This window comes from Streptomyces sp. NPDC047085 (assembly GCF_040643735.1).
Classification (GTDB): Bacteria; Actinomycetota; Actinomycetes; order Streptomycetales; family Streptomycetaceae; genus Streptomyces.
In genome coordinates this window covers 131,186-153,076 of the sequence record NZ_JBEYUW010000016.1, presented here as the reverse complement: position 1 = coordinate 153,076, position 21,891 = coordinate 131,186, and the positions used below count along the sequence as shown (strand labels likewise).

Sequence of the window (21,891 nt, the reverse complement as noted above, 5' to 3'; positions counted from 1 at the left end):
TGGGTGGTGCACCGGCACGGAGTGGTGGAACGGCGCAGGGAGCGGACACAGCAGTGGCAGTTCAGCAGGCGGTCGGCCGGGACCCGTACTTCCCGGACAACGGTGACTCCCGCTACCGGGTGCACCGCTACGAGATCACGCTGGACTACCGCCCGGGCCCGAACCGGCTGGCGGGCACGGCCCGGATCAACGCCATCGCGGGACGGGCGGCGCTCACCGAGTTCCAGCTCAATCTGGCCGACTTCAGGATCGGCCGGGTGCGGGTGGACGGCCGGCAGCCGCACTACACGCACCGCGGCGGCAGGCTGCGCGTGCGCCCGGCCAAGCCGGTCCGGGCCGGGGCGGCCTTCACGGTCGAGGTGCACTGGTCCGGCAACCCCAGGCCGGTGGCCAGCCCGTGGGGCGGGATCGGCTGGGAGGAGCTGGAGGACGGGGCGCTGGTGGCGAGCCAGCCGGTCGGGGCGCCGTCCTGGTACCCGTGCAACGACCGGCCCGCCGACAAGGCGTCGTACCTGATCTCGGTCACCACACCGTCCGCGTACGCGGTGGTCGCGGGCGGGCGGCTGCTGACCCGTACGACGAAGGCCTCGACGACCACCTGGGTGTACGAGCAGTCCGCACCCACCTCCAGCTATCTGGTCGGTCTCGTGATCGGCAAGTTCCAGACCGTGCTGCTGGGCGACCCGGGTCCGGGCGGCATCCCGCAGCACGGGCACATCCCGGCGCGTCTGCTCCCCCAGTTCTCGCGGGACTTCGCGCGGCAGCCCGCGATGATGGAGCTGTTCCAGGAGCTGTTCGGGCCGTACCCGTTCGACGAGTACGCGGTCGCGGTGACCGAGGAGGAACTCGATGTGCCGGTCGAGGCACAGGGGTTGTCGCTGTTCGGTTCCAACCATGTGGACGGGGCGCGGGGTTCGGAGCGGCTGGTGGCGCACGAGCTGGCGCACCAGTGGTTCGGCAACTGCGTGTCCATCGCGGACTGGCGGCACATCTGGCTGAACGAGGGCTTCGCCAAGTACGCGGAGTGGCTGTGGTCCGAGCGCTCGGGCGGCCGGAGCGCCCAGCAACTGGCCGCCGCCGCACACCGGTTGCTGGCCACGCTGCCGCAGGATCTGCGGCTGGCCGATCCGGGCCGCAAGTCGATGTTCGACGACCGGCTCTACGAGCGGGGCGGCCTGGTCCTGCACGCGGTGCGCTGCGCGCTGGGCGACGAGGCGTTCTTCCTCATGGTGCGCAGCTGGGTGCGGCTGCACCGGAACGGGTCGGTGACGACGGCGGCGTTCGCCGAGCATGTGGGCCGGTTCGCGGGCGAGCCGCTGGACGGGCTGTTCGACGCGTGGGTGTACCGGGCGGCGCTGCCGCCGCTGCCGACGCTCGGCACCCGCGCGGCGGTCTAGCTCGGGCGGAACCGCTCCGGGCTGTCGCGGGGACGGGGACACGCTCGTACGGTGGAAGGAGGACGCCCTCCGTGCCCGTAGGGGCGTGTGCTCCAGGAGGTTGAACCCATGACCACCGCCGCAGACATCATGCATCCCGGGGCCCAGTGGATCCCCGCGACCGAGACTCTCGACCGGGCCGCGCAGCTGATGGCGCGACTGAACGTGGGCGCGCTGCCCGTCAGCGGCCGCGACGAACGGATGGCCGGCATCATCACGGACCGCGACATCGTTGTGAAGTGCATCGCCAAGGGCCACGATCCGTCGAAGGTGACGTGTGGTGACCTGGCCGAGGGCACGCCGCGCTGGATCGACGCGGACGCGACCGTGGCCGACGTGCTGGAGGAGATGGAGAGCCACCAGATACGCAGGCTGCCGGTCATCAAGAACAAGAAACTCGTCGGCATGATCAGTGAGGCCGATCTGGTGACCCACGTGACGGACCGGCAACTGGCCGACTTCGTCGAGAAGGTCTACGCGAAGGCCTGAACCGTTTTCCCCGGCCCGACGCCGGTGGTGCCGGCCGGATCTCCGGCCGGCGTCGCCGGCTCTGTCCCTGGACTGGAATCGTGGCCCGGCCCAATGACGAGGTCGAGGCGCTCCTGCGGGAGTACGCGGACCTCATCGCGATCACGGGAGGCGACGCGTTCAAGGCGCGCGCCTACGAGAAGGCCGCGCGTGCCATCGGCGGCCATCCGGTCGACATCGCGCAGATGGACGAGGACGGCCTCCGGGAGATCCCGAACGTGGGCCGGTCGATCGCCGACAAGGTGCTGGAGTATCTGCGCACCGGCAAGGTCTCGGTGGTCGAGGAGCGCCGGGCGAAGATCCCCGCCGGGGTGCGGGAGCTGATCACGATCCCCACGCTCGGCCCCAAGAAGGCGATGCGGCTCTACGAGGACCTGCACATCTCGTCGGTGCAGGAGCTGGCCGCGGCGATCGAGTCGGACGCGCTGGCCGATCTGAAGGGCTTCGGGGAGAAGACGCAGGAGAACATCCTGCACGGCATCCAGCTGATGCAGCAGGCCGGCGGCCGCATCCTGATCCCGCTGGCGCTGGACACCGCGGAGAGCATCGTCGCCGAGCTGTCGCAGGTCACCGGCTGCAAGAAGTGCACGTACGCGGGGTCGCTGCGGCGGATGCGGGAGACCATCGGCGACATCGACATCCTGGTGGCGGCGAAGCGGTCGGCGCCGTTCATGGAGGCGCTCGGCGCGCTGCCGTCGACCGCCGAGACCATCGCCACGGGCGAGAAGAAGACCTCGATCCGCACCACCAAGGGTGTCCAGGTCGATCTGAGGGTGCTGCCGCCGGACTCGTGGGGCGCGGGGCTGCAGTACTTCACGGGGTCCAAGGCGCACAACATCCGTACCCGGACCATCGCCGTCCGGGAGGGCCTGAAGCTGTCCGAGTACGGGCTGTTCGACGCGGACAGCGGGGAGTCGGTCGCCTCCCGGACGGAGGAGGACGTGTACGAGCGGCTCGGCCTGCCGTGGATCCCGCCGACGCTGCGGGAGGACCGCGGGGAGGTGCAGGCGGCGCAGCGCGGGGAGTTGCCCGAGGTGGTGACCGAGCGGGACATCCGCGGCGATCTGCACACGCACACCGACCTCACCGACGGGCTGGCCCCGCTGGAGGCGATGGTGGAGGCGGCCGCCGAGCGCGGGTACGCGTACTACGCGGTCACCGACCATGCGCCCAATCTCTACATGCAGCGCATGACGGACGAGAAGATCCTCGCCCAGCGGGAGCGGCTGCGGGAGCTGGACGGGACCCAGCACCGGATGCGGCTGCTGCACGGCACGGAGCTGAACATCGGCCCGGACGGCGAGGTGGACTGGCCGGACGAGTTCCTCGCCGGTTTCGACCTGTGCGTGGCGTCCCTGCACTCGCACTTCGACCTGAGCCGCAAGGCGATGACCAGGCGGCTGGTGCGGGCCTGCGAGAACCCGCACGTGCACATCCTCGGCCATCCGACCACCCGGCTGCTCGGCAAGCGGCCGGGCGTGGACGCCGACTGGGACGAGGTGTTCGCCGTCTGTGCCCGCACCGGCACGGCGCTGGAGGTCAACGCCCAGCCGGACCGGCTGGACCTGTGCGACGAGGACATCCTGCGCGCCAAGGAGCAGCACGGGGTGAAGTTCGCGGTGAACACCGACGCCCACTCGGTCCTGCACCTCGCCCAGCTGCGCTACGGCGTCGGCACCGCGCAGCGCGGCTGGCTGACCAAGGACGATGTGATCAACGCCTGGCCGCTGACCCGGCTGCGCCGATTCCTGCGCAAGGGCGGGCGGGGCTGAGCCGGGTCACCGGGCGGGGCCGGGGCGCAGGGCTCGTACCGTGAGCGTGCCGTCGTCGGCGGTCTCGACGCGGGTGCCGAAGTCACGGCGGCTGCAGCGGTCGAGGACGGTGCGGAGCCAGTCGGTGTCCTCGGCCGAGGCGTGCTCCAGCCGTATCCGGCGCGCCTGCAGGGGGACCATCCGCAGGCCGGTCAGCCGGCCGGTGCCGGGTTCGACCGACACCAGGTACAGCAGCCGCAGGTCGTCGCGGTAGCGGGAGTAGCCGCCGATGCCCTCGTAGTCGTCGACGAGGTCGCCGCAGCCGTACAGGACGAGCCGGTCGTGGTAGATCTCCAGGGGCCGGGGGTGGTGCGAGGAGTGGCCGTGGACGACGTCGGCGCCGGCGTCGACGAGCGCGTGGGCGAACCGGATCTCGTCGCGGGAGACGCCGTAGCCCCAGTTCGGGCCCCAGTGGACGGAGGCGACCACGATGTCGTCCGGGCGTACGGTGCGGCGCAGGCGGTCGGCGAGGTCGGCGGCGGCGGTCGCGTTCGGCGCGTCGACGAGGGCCACGCCGGACCGGTCGGGGCCGGCGGCCCAGCTGTGCGGGATGCCGCTGGTGGGCATGCCGAAGGAGAGGACGAGGACGCGTCCGCCGGTGCGCAGCGGGACGGCCGCCGGACGCCAGGCCGCGTCCGCGTCCCGGCCCGCGCCCGCCGTCGTGAGCCCGGCCTGTGCCAGGGAGTCCAGGGTCTCGGCCAGGCCGGGCGGACCGAAGTCGAGGACGTGGTTGTTGGCGAGGACGCAGACGTCGGGGCGGGCGGCGGCGAGGCAGGGCAGGTTGGCGGGGTGCATGCGGTAGTGGACGGCCTTGCCCGGGGCGAAGTCGCCGTTCTGGGTGACGGCGGTCTCCAGGTTGATCACACGGACGTCGGGTGCGGCACGCTCCAGGACCGGCAGCGCCTCGCCCCAGGGCCAGGCGGGGTCGACCGGGCGGGGTATCGGGCCGTTGACGGCCTCCGCCAGGGAGACGTAGCCCCGGGCGTCGGTGACGCAGTCCTCGCGCAGGACGGGATCGCCGGGGTGCGGGAGGATCTGGTCGACGCCCCGGCCGAGCATGACGTCGCCGGCGACGAACAGGGTGACGGCGCCCTCACGCATGGCCCGAACTCCTCGCGCCGGTCCCCGAGTTGTCCGCGCGCTACACGTGCGCGGGTGCCATGTGGTCGATGAACCAGTCGCAGGCCAGGTCGGTCACGGCCTCCAGTGCGCCGGGCTCCTCGAACAGGTGGGTGGCGCCGGGGACGATCGCCAGCCGGTTCTCGCAGTGCATCCGGTTCTGCGCCTCGCGGTTGAGGTCGCGGACCTGGAGGTCGGCGCCGCCCACGATGAGCAGCGTGGGTGCCGTCACCTCGGGCAGCCGTGGTCCGGCGAGGTCGGGCCGGCCGCCGCGGGAGACGACCGCGGCGGGCCGGGCCGAGGGGTCCGCGGCGGCCCAGAGCGCGGCGGCCGCGCCGGTGCTGGCGCCGAAGTAGCCGACGGCGAGCCCCTCGACGTCGGGTTCCGCCCGCAGCCAGGCGGCGGCGCCCACCAGCCGGCCGGCGAGCAGCTCGATGTCGAACACGTTGGCCCGGTCGCGCTCCTCGTCCTCGGTGAGCAGGTCGAACAGCAGCGTGCCGAGACCGGCCCGGTTCAGGCCCTCGGCGACGACCCGGTTGCGGGGGCTGTGCCGGCTGCTGCCGCTGCCGTGGGCGAAGGCCACGACGCCGGTCGCGCCCTCGGGCACGGTGAGCCGGCCGCGCAGCCGCACGGTGCCGGCCGTCACCTCCACCTCCCGGTCCACGGACCCGGAGCCCTCGAAGCGCTCGTGGCGCTCGGCCGCCCGCCGGAGCCAGGCGGTCACCTCTTCGTCGTCGGTCTGGGTGAAGTCGCCGTAGAACTGACCGATCGCCATGAAGTCGGAAGGGGTCTCCAGGCAGACCAGTTCGTCCGCCTCGTCGCCCAGCCGCTGGGCGAAGTCCCAGGGGGCCACCGGGATCGCCAGCACGATCCGGGCCGCGCCCCGGGCCCGGGCGATCCGGCAGGCCGCCCGGGCGGTGGAGCCGGTGGCCACGCCGTCGTCGACGATGACCACGGTGCGGCCGGCGACGGCCGGGGCGGGGCGCTCGCCCCGGTAGCGTTCGGCCCGCTGCCGCAGCACCTCGCGCTCGTGCTCCTCGACCCGGTCCAGATCCTCCTGGCTGACGTGCGCCCCGGCCATCACCTGCTGGTTGATGACGCGTACGTCGTCCTCGCCGATCGCTCCCATCCCCAGTTCCGGCTGCTCGGGCACGCCCAGCTTGCGCACCAGGCAGACGTCCAGCGGGGCGTCCAGGGCGTCGGCGACCTGCGCGGCGACCGGCACCCCGCCCCGGGGCAGCCCCAGCACCACGACGTCCTGGCCCCTGAGGTACTCCAGGCGGGCGCCCAGGCGCCGGCCCGCTTCGAGTCGGTCCGAGAAGGGCACGACGGCCTCCCTCACTCCTGGGGCTGCCAGAGCCCCGCGGGAGCCTCCGTCTCGGTCGCTCCCATCGCCTTGATGTCGCCCTGGGCCGCGCTCAGCAGCACATGCCCCATGGCTATCAGGGCGCGGCCGGCCGCGAGTTCGTCGCCTATCTCCGGGACCGCCTGGTCCACGGGATTGCGGCGGGCCTCGGCGCGGCTCTCCAGGATGTTGTCACCGGTGTCCAGGACGATCCGGGCGGTGGTGTCCGGGTCGTGTTCGGACAGATACAGGTTCAGCCGCCACTCCTTGACGGACGTCGGAGTGCTGCTCACGGGTCGGGTCATCGTCCGTCCCTCCTCACTGCGCTGCGCGGCAAGGGGGCGCACCTGCGCGTCTCCCCTTCCACTGTGCACCGCGCCGGACGTCGGCGCCTCCGCTGGTACGGGCAGAATGGGGCCCATGACCACGCGCACCTGCCCCTGCGGCCGCCCCGAGTCCTACGACGCCTGCTGCGGCCGCTACCACTCGGGCTCGGCGGCCGCGCCCACGGCCGAGGCGCTCATGCGGTCGCGGTACTGCGCGTTCGTGAAGGGGGACGCGGGGTATCTGCTGCGGACGTGGCACCCGAGGACCCGGCCGGAGCGGCTGGATCTGGATCCGCGCATGAAGTGGACGGGGCTGGAGATCCTGGACGGCACGGACGGGTCCGCCTTCCACACCACGGGCACCGTGACCTTCCGTGCCTCCTACCGCGGCGGCTCGCTGCACGAGCGGAGCCGGTTCGAGCGGGTGGACGGGGCGTGGGTGTACGTCGACGGGGACTTCCTCGACTGACCGTCCCTCAGGGCGCCAGGATGTCCAGTTCCTGGAGGGCGCCCACGGTGATCTGCCGGGTCAGTTCCTCGGCGCGGGTGGCGTCGCCCTCGCGGACCGCCTCCGCGACCTGTACGTGCAGGGTGACGGCGGCCGGGTCGGGGTCCTCGAACATGACCTCGTGATGGGTGCGGCCCGCCAGCACCTCCGCGACGACGTCCCCGAGGCGGGCGAACATCTCGTTGCCCGAGGCCGTGAGGATGACCCGGTGGAAGGCGATGTCGTGGACCAGGTACCCCTCCAGCTTGTGGCCGCGTGAGTTGGCGACCATGCCGAGGGCGCACTCGGTGAGTTCGGCGCACTGCTCGGGCGTGGCGTTCCTGGCGGCCAGGCCCGCCGCGACGGGTTCGACCGCCGAGCGCAGCACGGTCAGGGAGCGCAGCTGCCGCGGGCGGTCGGCGCCGGCCAGGCGCCAGCGGATGACCTGGGGGTCGTAGACGTTCCACTCGGCCTCGGGGCGGACCGTCACGCCCACGCGGCGGCGGGACTCGACCAGGTGCATGGACTCCAGCACGCGCACGGCCTCGCGCATCACGGACCGCGACACCTCGAAGTGCTGTGCCAGTTCGTCGGTGCGCAGAACGCTGCCCGGCGGGTACTCGCCCGCGGTGATCGCGGGGCCGAGGGTGTCCAGTACACGGCCGTGCAGCCCCCGGCCCAATGTGCTCATGCACTCAGCGTACGGCGTGGATCACGGAGACAAAAAGTCAGACTTATACGTCACACACTCTTGAATTCGTCGTACCTAATAGGTTTCAGTGTGGCGACGCCGGATGTCGGCGTCGGATGTCGAAGAAGACAGTGAGGCAGTCATGCGCACCCCCCAGGTCGTCGTCGTGATGGGCGTCGCCGGGACGGGCAAGACCACGATCGGTCCGTTGCTCGCCGCCCGGCTGGGCGTTCCGTACGCCGAGGGCGACGACTTCCACCCGAAGGCCAACATCGACAAGATGACGGCCGGGATCCCGCTGGAGGACGCCGACAGGTGGCCGTGGCTCGACGCCATCGGGCACTGGGCGCACGGCAGAGCGGGACTCGGTGGGGTGGTCAGCAGCTCGGCGCTGAAGCGGTCGTACCGCGACCGGCTCAGGGCCGTCGCTCCCGGGATCGTGTTCGTGCACCTCACGGGCGACCGGAAGCTGATCGAGGACCGGATGTCCCACCGGCAGGGTCACTTCATGCCGACGGCGCTGCTGGACTCCCAGTTCGCGACGCTCCAGCCGCTGGAGCCCGACGAGGCGGGAGTCGCCGTCAGCGTCAGCGGTGACCCCGAGGAGATCACCGAGCGCGCGGTGAAGGCCCTGGACGCCCTTTCCGACACATCCGAGTAGCACCCCACCCCTCGTCCCCATATCTGCAAAGGGAAACTCCCCGTGACCAGACTCAGCGTCGAGATGCTGGCAGCGGACCCTGTTCCGCCGATCACCTCGGCCGGTCATGCTCAGCTGGGCACAGCCGTCCTGGCGGGCATCGCCGTCATCGTCGTTCTCATCACCAAGTTCAAGCTGCACGCCTTTCTGTCCCTGACCATCGGCTCGCTGGTGCTCGGCGCGGTCGCCGGAGCGCCGCTCGACAAGGCGATCCTCAGCTTCACGACCGGCCTGGGCAGCACGGTGGCCGGCGTCGGTGTCCTGATCGCGCTCGGGGCGATCCTGGGCAAACTGCTCGCCGACTCCGGCGGTGCCGACGAGATCGTCGACACGATCCTCGCCAAGGCCGGCGGGCGGGCCATGCCGTGGGCGATGGTGCTGATCGCCTCCGTGATCGGCCTGCCGCTGTTCTTCGAGGTCGGCATCGTGCTGCTGATCCCGGTCGTGCTGATGGTCGCCAAGCGCGGCAACTACTCCCTGATGCGCATCGGCATCCCGGCGCTGGCCGGTCTGTCCGTGATGCACGGCCTGATCCCGCCGCACCCCGGCCCGCTGGTCGCGATCGACGCGGTCAAGGCCAACCTGGGCGTGACCCTGGCGCTCGGCATCCTGGTCGCCATCCCCACGGTGATCATCGCCGGTCCGCTGTTCTCGAAGGTGGCCGCCCGCTGGGTGGACGTCCCGGCTCCCGACCGGATGCTGCCCGAGCGCGCCTCGGAGCAGTTGGAGCGCCGTCCGGGCTTCGGCGCCACGCTCGCCACGGTGCTGCTGCCGGTGGTGCTGATGCTGGCCAAGGCACTGGTGGACATCGTCGTCGACGACCCCGCCAACATGAACCAGCGGGTCTTCGACATCATCGGCTCCCCGCTGATCGCGCTGCTCGCCGCGGTGATCGTCGGCTTCTTCACGCTGGGCCGGCCCGCCGGGTTCAGCAAGGAGCGGCTCCAGCAGACCGTCGACAAGGGCCTGATGCCCATCGCCGGCATCCTGCTGATCGTCGGCGCGGGCGGTGGCTTCAAGCAGACGCTGATCGACTCCGGTGTGGGTCAGATGATCCTGGACATCTCCAAGGACTGGTCGATCCCGGCGCTGCTGCTGGCCTGGCTGATCGCGGTGGCGATCCGGCTGGCGACGGGTTCGGCGACGGTCGCCACCGTGTCGGCGGCGGGGCTCGTGGCTCCGCTGGCGGCCGACATGTCGACCACCCACGCCTCCCTGCTGGTCCTGGCCATCGGCGCCGGCTCGCTCTTCTTCAGCCATGTCAACGACGCCGGTTTCTGGCTCGTGAAGGAGTACTTCGGGCTCAGCGTCGGGCAGACGGTGAAGACCTGGTCGGTGATGGAGACGATCATCTCCGTGGTCGCCGGCGGTCTGGTCCTGCTGCTCTCACTGGTCATCTAGGAAATCCGGGAGCGGTACGGCGATGACGGCTCACCCTCTCTTCGACATCAGCGGCCGCACGGCGTCGAGGAGCGGGTGAGCCCGCTGGCATCCCGGTCGACAACGCGGGCATCCAACTGCCCGCCCGACTCCTGGAGTTCACGGCTGCACCCCGCGACTCCCTGCGGGCGGTGCCCGGAGTGCGCCGACGGGCGCGCTGACGCGTGACCTTCCTAGTGGACGATGCGGGCGACCGCGCCGTCTTCGGGGTTGCCGAACGTCGAGATCAGCTGCGCGTCGCTCATGCGGTCGACTTCTTCGGTCCGTTGGACCGGAATGATCACGTGGGTGTCCTTGTCCGTCCAGTACTCGACGACGCGGAGCGTCTCCGTGGCTCGGCTCATTCCTGTGCTCCCTCGTGGTGCGTGGGGTTCAGGGTGCATGGGTGCACGTCGAGGGTCAATGGGAATCGGGGCTTCCATTTCAACTGGCGGAGGCGTAGGTTCCGGTTACCCCGCGTCGGCGCCCTGCGAGGCGCCGGCCCGCCGGTCCCGGGACGGCGGGCCCGCGGGGGCCAAGTGCATCAGCCGCGGAAGAAGCCTCAAGGGCCGCGGCACGAGCGGGACTTCCCTCAGGGGCGCCGCCACGAACGGGACTCACCTCAGGGGCGCCACAAGGGGTGCTCCTGCTTGGCCCACTCCCTGCTGACCGCCCCCGTCCGCAAGCCCCGTCGCGCCTCCGGATCGCCCAGCGCCATGCCGATGTGGCCCGCCAGGACCACACCGATGGTCAGGGCCAGCCAGTCGTGGACGAAGGTGGCCGAGGTGCGCCACATCAGCGGGGTGAGGTGGGTGAACCACATCATCAGGCCCGTGCCCAGCATGACCAGGGTGGCACCGGCGATCCAGGCCGCGTAGATCTTCTGACCGGCGTTGAACTTGCCCGCCGGGCGCGAGGAGCGGCGCTTGTCGCGGACCAGCGCGGCGCGCAGCCAGACCCTGTCGTGCGGGCCGAAGCGGTTGAGGAAGCGCAGGTCGGCGCGGAAGGCACGGGAGGCCAGGCCCAGCAGGACGGGCACGGGCAGCGCGAGACCGGCGCACTCGTGGATGCGGACGACCAGCTCGCGGCGGCCCACGAGCACGGCCAGTTGCGGGATGTAGAGGCAGGCCGCTGTGACGACGCACACACCCATCAGCGCGGCGGTCGTGCGGTGCACCCACCTCTCCGCGCGGGTGAAGCGGTGGACACGGGCGCTCGGCGGCGCCGGGGTCTCAGCTCGTAGGCTCATCGGTCCGTCCGTTCGAACGGCCCACCCACGCGTCGACGTCGTAGCCGAGCTCCTCCCAGTAGCCGGGCCGGACGCTGTCGGTGACCGTGATCCCCGACAGCCACTTGGCGGACTTGTAGAAGTACATGGGGGCGACATAGAGGCGGACGGGGCCGCCGTGGTCGTGGCCGATGTCCTTGTCCTGCATGCGCAGCGCGACCAGGACGTCCGGGCGGCGGGCCTGGTCGAGGGTGAGGCTCTCGGTGTAGGTGCCGTCGAAGCAGGTGAAGCGGATGGCCCTCGCGGACGGCCGTACGCCCGCCGCGTCCAGCAGGTCGGCGAGCCGCACCCCCTCGAACGGGGTGCCCGGGACCCGCCAGCCGGTGACGCACTGGACGTCCCTGACCAGCCGGGTCTGCGGCAGGGCGCGCAGGTCGGCGAGGGTGTAGGTGCCCGGGTGGTCGACCAGTCCGTCGACGGTGAGCCGGTAGTCGGCGGGGCCCTTGTGCGGGACGGACGCGGCGACCGAGTAGTAGCGGAATCCGCCGCCGTTGGGCAGCAGGCCGGTCAGGCCCGTCGGGTCCTTGCCGGAGACGGTGCCGAGGAAGCCCTCCAGGCCGCGCTGGAGCACGGGCGCCGTGGCCACGCCGAGGGCGCCCAGGCCCAGGGTGCCGAGGAAGACGCGGCGGCCGACGGGCCTGCCCTGCGCGTCGGGGGCCTCGGATCGTTCGGAGTTCACATGCTTATTCGAGCACTCCTCGCCCGGGCGGGGCCAGGGAGTACGGACGTCGGTCAGAGTTCCGTAATCAATTCTTACGGGGGTCTCCGCTGCGGGGCGTCGCCTACATCGCGCCCAGGGCGCGGGCGCGGGCCGTGGCGAAGGCCGTGCGGGGGTCGCGGTGCGGGTACGACCAGGGGGCCGGGGTGGCGTGGGCGCCGATGCGCTGGAAGAGGGCCGCCGCCTCGGCCGGGCGGCCGGCGCAGGACATGGCGAAGGCCAGGTGGTTGAGGTCGATGTGGCGGCGCGGGTGCTCGTCGTGCTCCCACTCCAGCCACCAGTCGAAGGACGCGCGGAGGATCCGGCGGGCCCGGGGGCCGGACCAGTGCCCGGTGGCGGCCGGGTCGGCGGGGGCGAGGCCGGTGGCGGCCAGCACGCGGTAGCGCTCGGCGTAGGCGACCACCGGGAGGACGGCCAGCGGGGAGTCGGCGGGGGCCTCGGCGGCCGCGTACTCGGCGAGGTCGTACACCTCGTGGGACTCGGCCCCGCGGCCGCGGGGCCGCTCGGCGAGGCGGGCGACCAGCAGATGGTGGCCGTGGTGGTGCTCGGGGTGGCGCTCGCGCAGCTCCGCGAAGGTTCGGAGCAGCTCGGTCTCCGGCCCGAACGTGCGGGCCAGCAGGAGCAGGCCGAGCCAGGGGGTGGGGTCGGCGGGGGCGAGCGCGGCGGCGGTGCGGCAGCCCTCGCGGGCGCGCTCGGGATCCTCCTTGCCGCGCAGGGCCCGCCGGACCAGGGACAGTGCGAGGAGGGTGGCGGCGTCGGCGGACTCGGGCTCGGCGAGCTGCCACTCCCGGGCCCAGGCGGTGGCGTACGGCTCCCGGGCGAGCACGGTGACGCGGTGGCCCCGGCGGTCCCAGTCGTCGCCGGTGTGCAGCAGCAGCGAGCGGGCGGCCTGCCAGCGGCCCTGGGTCAACGCGGCCCGGGCGGCGAGGAGTTCGACGTCGCCGAGAGTGCTGTCGAACGCGTCGGCGTGGGCGTCGGAGGCGTCGGCGTGGGCGTCGAGGCCCGTTTTTAACGCGCTGGAGTCGCCCGGGGCGGTGTCGCCGGACGGTTCCGTGGGGGCCCGGCTTGCGCCGAGCAGAGGCGGGAATGAGGGCACCGCGGGACTTCCTGTTTCTCGGGCTGCCATCGACCGATCACGCACAGCCAACCCCCCGCCACGGTTTGCGTCAAGCGGAACCGGAATGTTATTGCGTTCAAGCACCGTGCGGGAAGGGGAACTTGCGGCACGGGGCCTCTCGGTGCCGGGCCGGGAACGCGGAGTTCGGGTCGGCGGATGTGGCGTGGGCCATGGCGCGGGGCGTGCGCCCGACGGACCATGACGGGACGGTCCCGGCGCCACGCCGATCCGATCCGCGGTCGGTCCCGTTCCGGTCCACGGTCGGTCGCGATGCCGATCCACGGTCGGTCCCCGTGCCGGTCCGCGGACGGCCCCGATGCCGATCCGCGGTCGGTCGCGAGGCCGATCCGTGGTCGGTCGCGATGCCGATCCGTGGTCGGTCTGATCGACCTTTCGATCGGCCGGGCGACGTGACCGAGTCAACTGCCCGGTTCCGGGCACTCCTCAGGTCATCGCCGTCCCGGGAACGCTACAGTCGGCCACTACGCACCCGTGGTCCGGCCGGATGATCGAGGTACGCAGCGTGTCCGTTCTGGTTCTCCTGCTCGCCGTGAGCGCGGCGTGCTGCGTGGGCTTCGGCTTCGTGCTCCAGCAGAACGTGGCCCAGAAGGCACCGCTCAGCGACTTCCTGTCGTTCCGTCTGCTGCTCGACCTGATGCGGGTGCCGCGCTGGCTGGGCGGCATCGCCCTGATGGTGACCGGGATGGCGCTGGGTGCCGTCGCCCTCGGCAAGGGCGAGATCTCCCTGGTCGAGCCGTTGCTCGCCACGAACCTGCTGTTCGCTCTCGCCCTGTCCCGTCACCAGACGAAACAGCCGCTGGGCCGTCAGGGCTGGGCGGGCCTCGCGCTGCTCGCGGGCGGTGTGAGCGCGTTCATCCTGGCGGGCGAGCCGCGCGCCGGAAGCGCCGTCACCGACCCGCTGCGGCACTGGCTGATCATCGGCGCGATGCTGGGCGCGGCCCTGTTGCTCGCCGCGTACGCCAAGCGGTCCCGGCTGAGCTGGGGACCTGTTCTGCTGGCCACCGCCGCCGGGCTGCTGTACGGCGTGCAGGACGCGCTGACCCGGGTGAGCAGCACCCGCTTCGCGGCCGGCGGTTTCCCGGAGCTGTTCACGGGCTGGCAGCCGTACGGCGTGCTCGCGCTCGGCGTGACCGGGCTGATCCTGGTGCAGAGCGCGTTCGAGACGGCCCCGCTGCGCATGTCGCTGCCCGCGCTGACGGCCGCTCAGCCGCTGGCCGGGATCCTGTGCGGGGTGGGCTTCCTCGGCGACCGGCTGCACACCGACACCGGGGCGCTGGCCTGGGAGGCGGCCGGGCTCGCGGCGATCGTCGCGGGCATCGTGCTGCTCGGGCTGCACCCGGCGATGCCGTGCGGCCCTGCGCCGGAGGAACCGGTGCGCGACCTCCAGCAGTACTGACAGCAATACTGACGGCAGCACTGACAGCACTACTGACAGCCGTACCGAGCCGCGCCCCCGGGGCTGCTTGGATGGCCGCCATGAACCCTGCTGAGGAAGTCCTCGACATCGTCGACGAGAACGACCAGGTCATCGCCCAGGCCCCGCGCGGCGAGGCCTACGCCCGCGGGCTGCGCCACCGCTGCGCCTTCATCCTGGCCCGGGACGCGGCCGGCCGGATCTTCGTCCACCGCCGCACCGCCACCAAGCTGGTCTTCCCCTCCCTGTACGACGTGTTCGTCGGCGGGGTCGTGGGCGCGGGCGAGTCCTACGACGAGGCGGCGCTGCGGGAGGCCGAGGAGGAGCTGGGGGTGAGCGGGCTGCCCCAGCCCGAGTTCCGCTTCAAGTTCCTGTACGACGACGGCGCCGGGCACGGCTGGTGGTCGGCGGTCTACGAGGTGCGCTGCGACCTTCCCGTACAGCCTCAGGCGGAGGAGGTGCAGTGGTACGACTTCCTGCCCGAGGACGAGGTGGAGCGGCGGCTCGGCGAGTGGGAGTGGACGCCGGACGGGCTGGCGGCGTACGAGAGGCTGAGGGCGTTCCGGGCAGCCCGGTGACACCCCGGTAGGGTCCTGCGCGTGATCGAATTCGTGCGGAACGTCCGGCTCTGGTTCGCGCCGGAGCGGGTACGGGCAGAGGGCAGCACCCCCGACTACCGCTTCTCGCTGGCCAACGAGCGCACGTTCCTGGCCTGGCTGCGGACCGCCCTCGCGCTCATCGGCGGCGGATTCGCGGTGGACCAGTTCCTGCCGGACCTGCGCTGGGCGTGGCGGGCCGGTCTCGCGCTCGCGCTGCTCGGCGCCGGTGTGCTGTGCTCGCTGCGCGCGGTGAACCACTGGGTGCGCTGCGAGCGGGCGATGCGCCGGGGCGAGGACCTGCCGGCGTCCCGGTTCCCGGCACTGCTGAGCCTGGTCGTCGCGGTGGTGGCCGTCGCGATGGTCGTGGTGGTGCTGGTCGGATGGGCGGGATGAGCACGGAGGACCGGGATCCGGGGCTGCAGCCCGAGCGGACCCGACTGGCCTGGCGGCGTACGACGCTGTCGAGCACCGTGGCCGCCGTGCTCGCCGTGAAGACCGCGCTGCACGGCGGGGCCACGGCCGCCGGACTCGTGGTGAGCGCGCTGTGCTGTGCCCTCTGGCTGGGCTTCCTGTGGGTCGCCCACCACCGGATCCGCGCCCTCACGGCGAGCCCCCGCCCCGCGGCGCTGGCACCCCGGCACGCGACGGCGGCGGTGCTGTGCACGGTGGCGATGGCGGTGTGCGCGACCGCACTCGTCTTCTAGCGCCGGTTCTGGCGCCGGGTCCAGCGCCGGCTCGCTCGGACCTCGCGGCACGGCACGTGCCCACTTCGACACCAATCATCCGATATGCCCGGAAAAGCCCCATACGCGCGTAGCCTGTCGGTCGTCAGATCCCGCGCCTCCCGAAGGTGAGCACGCACCATGACCACGCTCCACCAGGAACACGTCGAGCACGGCACGCACAGCCACGGTCCGGACTGCGGACACACGGCCGTGCCGCACGGCGACCACCTCGACTACGTGCACGACGGCCATCTGCACCGCGAGCACGGCGGCCACTGGGACGAGTGCGAGCCGGCCGGCCACACCGCGCACGCGGACCACGCGCACGTCCACCACGAGGAGTGCGGGCACGCGCGCGTGCGGCACGGCGACCATGTCGACTATCTGCACGACGGACACCGGCACGCCGAGCACGGGGACCACTGGGACGACCACTGACCTCCCGCCACCACCCCCGGCGGGCGTCGGAACCCAGCGAGCGGCAGAAAAGCGGCGGAAGACAAGAGGTCGGCGGCTCCCCGGGAAGCGCACCGGGGAGCCGTCGGCCTATCGTGGCTCCGGTCACGTTTCGCGGCCTGTTCGGCACACGCACTGGACGACATACCGACCGGTCGGCATCATGAGACGGGTTCCTGTTCACCCGTACGTAGGAGTGATGTATGAGCGCCGACCACCCGCCCGGACTCGACCTCGACCGGCTCCGCGCGCTGCTCGACCGTGAGCGTCCGGGTCTGGTGAGCGGCCCCCTGACCGGCCGGCTGATCGAGGGCGGACGGTCGAACCTCACCTACCTGCTGTCCGACGGCGCCTCGAAGTGGGTCGTGCGGCGGCCGCCGCTCGGCCATGTGCTGGCCACCGCGCACGACATGAAGCGCGAGCACCGGGTGATCAGCGCGCTGCACCCGACCGAGGTCCCGGTCCCACGGCCGGTGCTGCTGTGCGAGGACGACGAGGTGCTCGGGGCGCCCTTCTACGTCATGGAGTTCGTCGAGGGCACCCCGTACCGCACCGCCGACCAGCTCGCCCCGCTGGGCGAGGAGCGCACCCGCAACGCGGTGCTGTCCCTGGTGGACACGCTGGTCGAACTGCACGCGGTGGACCCCGCCGAGGTGGGCCTGGAGGACTTCGGCCGCCCGGAGGGCTTCCTGGACCGGCAGCTGCGCCGCTGGGGCAAGCAACTGGACGCCTCCCGCAACCGCGAACTGGCCGGCATCGACGAGCTCCACGCCGCCCTCGGACGCTCCCTGCCCACCTCCCCCGCGCCCGCGGTCGTCCACGGCGACTACCGGCTGGACAACGTCCTCATCGGCGCCGACGACAAGATCAAGGCGATCCTGGACTGGGAGATGTCCACGCTCGGCGACCCGCTGACGGACCTGGGCCTGCTGGTGATGTACAGCCGGCCGCTCGGGGCGCCCGACTCGCCCGTGTCCACCACCGCCGAGGCACCGGGGCACCCGTCCCCGCAGGAGCTGATCGAGCGGTACGCGGCGCGTTCGGGGCGCGATGTCTCGGCGGTCTCCTGGTACACGGCGTTCGCCTGGTTCAAGCTCGCCGTGATCCTGGAGGGCATCCACTACCGGTACACCCTCGGCCAGACGGTCGGGCGCGGCTTCGACCGGATCGGCGGCCTCGTGCCCGTCTTCATCGACCACGGACTGACCACGCTTCAGGAAGGCTGACCGGACATGGACTTCGCGTTCGACGCGCGCACCGAGGAACTGCGCGCCAAGCTCCTCGCCTTCATGGACGAGTACGTCTACCCGGCCGAGGCGGTCGCCGAGGAGCAGCGGGCCGAGCTGGCCTCGCCGTGGGACACCCCGGCCGTGGTCGAGGAGCTGAAGGCCGAGGCCCGGCGGCAGGGCCTGTGGAACCTCTTCCTGCCGGACGCCGAGTACGGCGCCGGACTGACGAACCTGCAGTACGCGCCGCTCGCCGAGATCACCGGCCGCTCCCCGCACCTGGCGCCCACCGCGCTGAACTGCGCCGCGCCCGACACCGGGAACATGGAGGTGCTGGCCCAGTTCGGCAACGAGCAGCAGCGCAAGCAGTGGCTGGAGCCGCTGCTGGCCGGTGAGATCCGCTCGGCGTTCGCGATGACCGAGCCGGAGGTGGCCTCCTCCGACGCCACCAACATCACCACGCACATCGAGCGGGACGGCGACGAGTACGTCATCACCGGCCGCAAGTGGTACATCTCCGGGGCGATGAACCCGGACTGCACGATCTTCATCGTGATGGGCAAGACGGACCCGGACGGCGCCGACATCCGCCGTCAGCAGTCCATGGTCCTGGTCCCCCGCGACACCCCGGGGGTCACGGTCAAGCGGGCCATGCAGGTGTTCGGCTACGAGGACCACTCCCACGGCGGCCACGCCGAGGTGGTCTTCGACCACGCGCGCGTGCCCGTCACCAACCTCATCGGCGAGGAGGGCGGCGGCTTCGCCATCGCCCAGGCCCGCCTCGGCCCCGGCCGCATCCACCACTGCATGCGGCTGATCGGCATGGCCGAGCGGGCGATCGAGCTGATGTGCCGGCGCGCGGTCTCCCGCACGGCCTTCGGCAAGGCCCTGGCCCAGCAGGGCGTGGTGCAGAACTGGATCGCCGACGCCCGGGTGAGCGTCGAGCAGCTGCGGCTGCTGGTGCTGAAGACGGCCTGGCTGATGGACACCGTCGGCAACAGGGGCGCCCACACCGAGATCCAGGCCATCAAGATCGCCACCCCGCGCGCGGTCGTCGGCATCCTCGACCGTGCCATCCAGCTGCACGGCGCGGGCGGCGTCAGCCAGGACTTCCCGCTCGCCGAGCTGTACGCGGCGGCGCGCACGCTGATGCTCGCCGACGGCCCGGACGAGGTGCACCAGCGGTCGCTGGCGCGCCGGGAGCTGAAGAAGTACCTGTGACGTACCCGTAGGGAACGCGCGTAAGGGGCGGCCGCCATGGCGGTCGCCCCTTACGCATGCGCTGCCAGGCCCTGCTCATGCGCTGTCGGGCCTTGCGCATGCGCTGTCAGGCCCTGCCCCCGCACGCTCAGGGGCGCAGGGCCCGCAGCAACAGGTCGGCGAGGTGGTCGGCGACCTGCTGGGGGGTGAGGGGGCCGTCGGGGCGGTACCAGGTCGACAGGTGGTGGACCGAGCCGAAGTGGTAGTCCACGACCAGGTCGGCCGGGGTCGCCGTGGAGAAGACGCCCTCGCGCTGGCCCTCCTCGATGAGCGCGCGGAACTGTTCGTGGTAGCGCCGGCGCTCGGCGCGGACCTGCTTGTTCTTCTCCGGGCTCAGGTGGTGCATGGACCGGAAGAAGATCATCGCGTCGTCGAGGTTCTCGATCGTGGTCACCACGACGTCCGCGGCCGCGTCCCGCAGCCGCTTCTCGATGGGCGCGTCCGCGTTGGCGAACGTGTCCAGCCGCTCCTGCTGGAGGCGCAGCACGCGCGCGTACACCTCATGCAGCAGATCGTCCTTGGAGCCGAAGTAGTGGTACAGCGCCCCCTTGGTGACGCCGGCCGCCTCCACGATCTCCTGCACGGACGTGCGGTCGTAACCCTGCTCGGCGAAGAGGCGGGTGGCGGCGTCCAGCAGCCGCTGCGGAACGGGGGTCCCGTCTCCGTCCGTCGTCCTGGGCACTGCCGCCACCTGCCTTTCTGTCGTGTCTATCGACTGTCGTCACTACGGTCCTGCGCGCGGGAACGCAGTTCCCGCCGGAGGATCTTCCCACTCGCCGTCTTGGGGAGGTCGGGCAGTATCTCCACCTGGCGGGGGTATTTGTAGGCGGCCAGTCTCTCCTTGCAGTACACCGCGAGTTCATCCGGGTCCGCCGCGGTGCCCGGCCGCAGGCTGATGTACGCCTTGACGGACTCCCCGCGGTAGCCGTCCGGGATCCCGACGACGGCCGCCTCGCGCACCGCCGGGTGGGTGTAGAGGACGTCCTCGACCTCGCGCGGCCACACCTTGAAGCCGGACGCGTTGATCATGTCCTTCTTGCGGTCGACGACGTAGAGCCAACCCTGTTCGTCCATGAAGCCGATGTCCCCGGTGCGCAGCTCGCCGTCCGGGAAGGTCTCAGCGGTGGCGTCGGGGCGCCCGCGGTAGCCGGGGACCACCTGGGGCCCGCGTACGACGATCTCGCCGTGCTCCCCGAACGGCACCTCCTCGCCCTGCTCGTCGACGATGCGTACGACGGTGTCCGCGCCGGGCACGCCGACCGACAGCGTGCCGGAGACGGGGTCGACGGGCGCCTCCAGGCCGGGCGGTACGGCGGCGCAGGGGCCCGTGCACTCGGTGAGGCCGTAGCCGACGCGGATGTACGGCCCGAAGCGCTCGCGGAACCGCTCGACCAGGGCGGGCGGCACCGGGGCGCCGCCCGAGGAGAGGTTGACGAAGGAGGCGAAGTGCTCGCGGGTGACGTCGGGGTGGGCGGCGAGGGCCATGTAGGCGGTGGAGGGGCCGACCGTGTAGTGCGGGGCGTGCTCCGCGAAGGCCTCCAGGACGACGCCCGGCTCGAAGCGGTAGGCGAGCACGAGCGTGCCCGCGCTGTTCAGGCAGGCGCCGAACTGGCACACCATGCCGGTGATGTGGAACAGCGGCGCGAGCGCGTAGTAGACGGGTGCCTCGGGCAGACCGAGCCCGGTCCGCTGCCGTTCGGCGTTGTGCATGATGTTGCCGTGCGTGTTGGTGGCGCCCTTGGGGGTGCCGCTGGTGCCGGAGGTGTAGCTGACCAGGGCGATGTCCTCGGGGCGCGGGTCACGACCCTCGGGGGCCCGGCCGCCCTGCCGGGCGACGGCCACGAGGTCGTCGGCGTCGGCGGCCCCTGGCAGCCGCTCGAAGGCGAGCACGCGCGCGTCGTCGCGGGTCTGGAAGTCCAGCTCGCATCCGGTGAGCACGATCCGCACCGGCGAACCGGCGGCCGTCTCCCTCAGGTACGCCTCCCAGGCCCGGTCGGAGCAGATCAGCGCGGCCACCTCGCCGTCCCGCAGGACGTGGGAGACCTCGGCGGACTTGTACATCGGGTTGACGGGCACGACGGTCGCACCCGCCTTCCAGGCGCCGAGCACGGCCAGCACGAAGTGCGGGGAGTTCTGCAGCAGGACGGCGACCCGGTCCCCGCGCTCCAGACCGCGCGCGGCGAGGTGGGCGGCCACCGAGTCGCTCAGCTCGTCGACCTCGCGGTAGCTCAGGCGGGCGTCGAAGTAGGCGAGGAAGGTGCGGTCGGGGGCCTCGGCGACCGCGCGGCGCAGGGCGTGCACCAGGGAGTCGGCGGGCTCGACCGGTCCCCGCTGGGCCTCGGTGAGCAGCGCCAGCCACGGCCGGGCCGCGTAGGGGGAGGCGGTCACCGGGTGGCCTCCCACTTCTGCTGGATGTGGTTCATCCCGGCCAGCCAGCGGTCGGGGCCGGTGGCCCGGGCGCGGTAGTACTCGGCGACCTCGGGGTGCGGAAGGACCAGGAAGCGGTCCTCCTCGATGCCCTGGAAGAGGGCGTCGGCGACGGCCTCGGGCTCGATGGCGGTCGGGTGCAGCACGAGATCGCCGGCGCTGCCGGTGGCGGCCAGCATGTCGGTGCGGACGCCCTGGGGGCAGATGGCGTGGACCTTGACGCCCCGGTGACCGTACGTCAGGGACAGCCACTCGGCGAAGGCCAGCGCGCCGTGCTTGGTGACGCTGTAGGAGGGCGCGCCGATCATGGTGAGGAGTCCGGCGGCCGAGACGGTGGAGACGAACCTTCCGCGGCCGCGCTCCAGCCAGTCCGGCAGCAGTACATGGGCCGCGCGGACATGGGCCATCACGTTGACGTCCCAGGACACCGCCCAGGACTTCTCGTCGAGCGGGGCGCCGGGCACGCCGTCCTCGAAGGCGACGCCGGCGTTGGCGCAGTAGACGTCGACGGTGCCGCCGAGCGCGTCCCGGGCCTCGCCGACGATCGCGGAGGCGTCGCCCGGCACCGCGATCCCGCCGATCTCGGCCGCGACCGCCTCGGCCTTCTCACCGTCCAGGTCGTTCACGACCACCCGGGCTCCGTCGGCGGCGAACCTCCGGGCCAGCGCGGCCCCGATCCCGCCACCAGCTCCGGTGACGACCACTCCCGCATCCTGCACGGCTTCCACCATCGGTCTCCTTCGACACGACTTCGCGCGGCGCGCATCGGCTCGGCGAA

General features: G+C 72.0%; 24 protein-coding genes. 13 read left to right on the top strand and 11 right to left on the bottom strand.

What is annotated here, in order from left to right:
• Positions 1–53: 53 nt before the first annotated feature.
• The 3 genes from ABZ865_RS37335 (at position 54) to polX (ending at position 3,736) form a co-directional block, all read left to right on the top strand.
• Positions 54–1,397 carry a M1 family metallopeptidase gene (locus tag ABZ865_RS37335; protein ID WP_361240339.1) on the top strand — a complete coding sequence of 448 codons (1,344 nt, stop codon included), beginning with the start codon at positions 54–56 and terminating at the stop codon, positions 1,395–1,397.
• A 108-nt stretch (positions 1,398–1,505) separates the two neighbouring features.
• Positions 1,506–1,925 carry a CBS domain-containing protein gene (locus ABZ865_RS37330; protein WP_361240337.1) on the top strand — a complete coding sequence of 140 codons (420 nt, stop codon included), beginning with the start codon at positions 1,506–1,508 and terminating at the stop codon, positions 1,923–1,925.
• An 80-nt stretch (positions 1,926–2,005) separates the two neighbouring features.
• Positions 2,006–3,736 (top strand): DNA polymerase/3'-5' exonuclease PolX, encoded by a 1,731-nt coding sequence (polX, locus tag ABZ865_RS37325; RefSeq protein ID WP_361240334.1) that lies wholly within the window; start codon positions 2,006–2,008, stop codon positions 3,734–3,736.
• A gap of 6 nt (positions 3,737–3,742) precedes the next feature.
• On the opposite strand, the gene ABZ865_RS37320 is transcribed toward polX, so the two are convergent.
• Genes ABZ865_RS37320 through ABZ865_RS37310 form a run of 3 tightly spaced genes read right to left on the bottom strand, consistent with a single transcriptional unit; the run spans position 3,743 to position 6,544 of the window.
• On the bottom strand, positions 3,743–4,876 hold the full coding sequence (locus tag ABZ865_RS37320) for a CapA family protein (RefSeq protein ID WP_361240331.1): 1,134 nt from the start codon (positions 4,874–4,876) through the stop codon (positions 3,743–3,745).
• A gap of 40 nt (positions 4,877–4,916) precedes the next feature.
• A complete protein-coding gene (locus ABZ865_RS37315; RefSeq protein WP_361240328.1) occupies positions 4,917–6,221 on the bottom strand; it encodes a phosphoribosyltransferase in 1,305 nt (434 codons plus the stop codon).
• An 11-nt stretch (positions 6,222–6,232) separates the two neighbouring features.
• Positions 6,233–6,544 (bottom strand): dsRBD fold-containing protein, encoded by a 312-nt coding sequence (locus ABZ865_RS37310; RefSeq protein ID WP_361240325.1) that lies wholly within the window; start codon positions 6,542–6,544, stop codon positions 6,233–6,235.
• A 115-nt stretch (positions 6,545–6,659) separates the two neighbouring features.
• Between ABZ865_RS37310 and ABZ865_RS37305 the strand changes: the two genes are divergently transcribed.
• Positions 6,660–7,034 carry a YchJ family protein gene (locus ABZ865_RS37305; protein ID WP_361240322.1) on the top strand — a complete coding sequence of 125 codons (375 nt, stop codon included), beginning with the start codon at positions 6,660–6,662 and terminating at the stop codon, positions 7,032–7,034.
• Positions 7,035–7,041: 7 nt separating this feature from the next.
• Here ABZ865_RS37305 and ABZ865_RS37300 read toward each other — a convergent pair whose 3' ends face one another.
• Complete coding sequence (locus ABZ865_RS37300) at positions 7,042–7,743, bottom strand: FadR/GntR family transcriptional regulator (RefSeq protein ID WP_361240319.1); 702 nt, start codon at positions 7,741–7,743, stop codon at positions 7,042–7,044.
• Positions 7,744–7,885: 142 nt separating this feature from the next.
• Between ABZ865_RS37300 and ABZ865_RS37295 the strand changes: the two genes are divergently transcribed.
• Together ABZ865_RS37295 and ABZ865_RS37290 are read left to right on the top strand one after the other, a co-directional pair.
• Entirely contained in the window at positions 7,886–8,404 is a 519-nt protein-coding gene (locus ABZ865_RS37295) for a gluconokinase (RefSeq protein WP_361240316.1), read from the top strand.
• Between the two features lie 42 nt (positions 8,405–8,446).
• Positions 8,447–9,844, top strand: a complete 1,398-nt coding sequence (locus ABZ865_RS37290) for a gluconate:H+ symporter (protein WP_361240313.1) — start codon at positions 8,447–8,449, stop codon at positions 9,842–9,844.
• A gap of 212 nt (positions 9,845–10,056) precedes the next feature.
• Here the strand turns inward: ABZ865_RS37290 and ABZ865_RS37285 are convergent, their stop codons facing one another.
• From ABZ865_RS37285 to ABZ865_RS37270, 4 genes are all read right to left on the bottom strand, one after another.
• Complete coding sequence (locus ABZ865_RS37285; RefSeq protein ID WP_361240310.1) at positions 10,057–10,227, bottom strand: hypothetical protein; 171 nt, start codon at positions 10,225–10,227, stop codon at positions 10,057–10,059.
• Positions 10,228–10,484: 257 nt separating this feature from the next.
• Complete coding sequence (locus ABZ865_RS37280) at positions 10,485–11,111, bottom strand: cytochrome b/b6 domain-containing protein (protein ID WP_361240307.1); 627 nt, start codon at positions 11,109–11,111, stop codon at positions 10,485–10,487.
• Positions 11,095–11,829, bottom strand: coding sequence for a molybdopterin-dependent oxidoreductase (locus tag ABZ865_RS37275; RefSeq protein ID WP_361240304.1), 735 nt, complete (start codon positions 11,827–11,829; stop codon positions 11,095–11,097). Before ABZ865_RS37275 ends, ABZ865_RS37280 begins: the two co-directional genes overlap by 17 nt.
• Before the next feature lie 103 nt (positions 11,830–11,932).
• On the bottom strand, positions 11,933–12,964 hold the full coding sequence (locus ABZ865_RS37270) for a hypothetical protein (RefSeq protein WP_361240302.1): 1,032 nt from the start codon (positions 12,962–12,964) through the stop codon (positions 11,933–11,935).
• Between the two features lie 544 nt (positions 12,965–13,508).
• Between ABZ865_RS37270 and ABZ865_RS37265 the strand changes: the two genes are divergently transcribed.
• The 7 genes from ABZ865_RS37265 (at position 13,509) to ABZ865_RS37235 (ending at position 18,647) form a co-directional block, all read left to right on the top strand.
• Complete coding sequence (locus ABZ865_RS37265) at positions 13,509–14,402, top strand: DMT family transporter (protein ID WP_361240299.1); 894 nt, start codon at positions 13,509–13,511, stop codon at positions 14,400–14,402.
• 80 nt (positions 14,403–14,482) lie between these two features.
• On the top strand, positions 14,483–14,998 hold the full coding sequence (locus tag ABZ865_RS37260) for an NUDIX domain-containing protein (RefSeq protein WP_361240296.1): 516 nt from the start codon (positions 14,483–14,485) through the stop codon (positions 14,996–14,998).
• A gap of 21 nt (positions 14,999–15,019) precedes the next feature.
• Positions 15,020–15,412, top strand: coding sequence for a DUF202 domain-containing protein (locus tag ABZ865_RS37255; RefSeq protein WP_361240293.1), 393 nt, complete (start codon positions 15,020–15,022; stop codon positions 15,410–15,412).
• Complete coding sequence (locus ABZ865_RS37250; RefSeq protein WP_361240290.1) at positions 15,409–15,723, top strand: DUF202 domain-containing protein; 315 nt, start codon at positions 15,409–15,411, stop codon at positions 15,721–15,723. The genes ABZ865_RS37255 and ABZ865_RS37250 overlap by 4 nt, the downstream gene beginning before the upstream one ends.
• A 159-nt stretch (positions 15,724–15,882) precedes the next feature.
• Complete coding sequence (locus ABZ865_RS37245) at positions 15,883–16,182, top strand: hypothetical protein (protein WP_361240288.1); 300 nt, start codon at positions 15,883–15,885, stop codon at positions 16,180–16,182.
• A gap of 221 nt (positions 16,183–16,403) precedes the next feature.
• Positions 16,404–17,426, top strand: a complete 1,023-nt coding sequence (locus tag ABZ865_RS37240) for a phosphotransferase family protein (RefSeq protein WP_361240286.1) — start codon at positions 16,404–16,406, stop codon at positions 17,424–17,426.
• 6 nt (positions 17,427–17,432) lie between these two features.
• Entirely contained in the window at positions 17,433–18,647 is a 1,215-nt protein-coding gene (locus ABZ865_RS37235) for an acyl-CoA dehydrogenase family protein (protein ID WP_361240284.1), read from the top strand.
• Between the two features lie 127 nt (positions 18,648–18,774).
• Here ABZ865_RS37235 and ABZ865_RS37230 read toward each other — a convergent pair whose 3' ends face one another.
• From ABZ865_RS37230 to ABZ865_RS37220, 3 genes are read right to left on the bottom strand one after another with little or no spacing between them, the layout of a single operon-like run.
• Positions 18,775–19,368: a TetR/AcrR family transcriptional regulator gene (locus ABZ865_RS37230; RefSeq protein ID WP_361240282.1), complete on the bottom strand. Its 594-nt coding sequence runs from the start codon at positions 19,366–19,368 to the stop codon at positions 18,775–18,777.
• Between the two features lie 26 nt (positions 19,369–19,394).
• A complete protein-coding gene (locus ABZ865_RS37225) occupies positions 19,395–21,074 on the bottom strand; it encodes an AMP-binding protein (RefSeq protein ID WP_361240280.1) in 1,680 nt (559 codons plus the stop codon).
• A complete protein-coding gene (locus ABZ865_RS37220) occupies positions 21,071–21,844 on the bottom strand; it encodes an SDR family NAD(P)-dependent oxidoreductase (protein ID WP_361240278.1) in 774 nt (257 codons plus the stop codon). The genes ABZ865_RS37225 and ABZ865_RS37220 overlap by 4 nt, the downstream gene beginning before the upstream one ends.
• Positions 21,845–21,891: the final 47 nt, after the last annotated feature.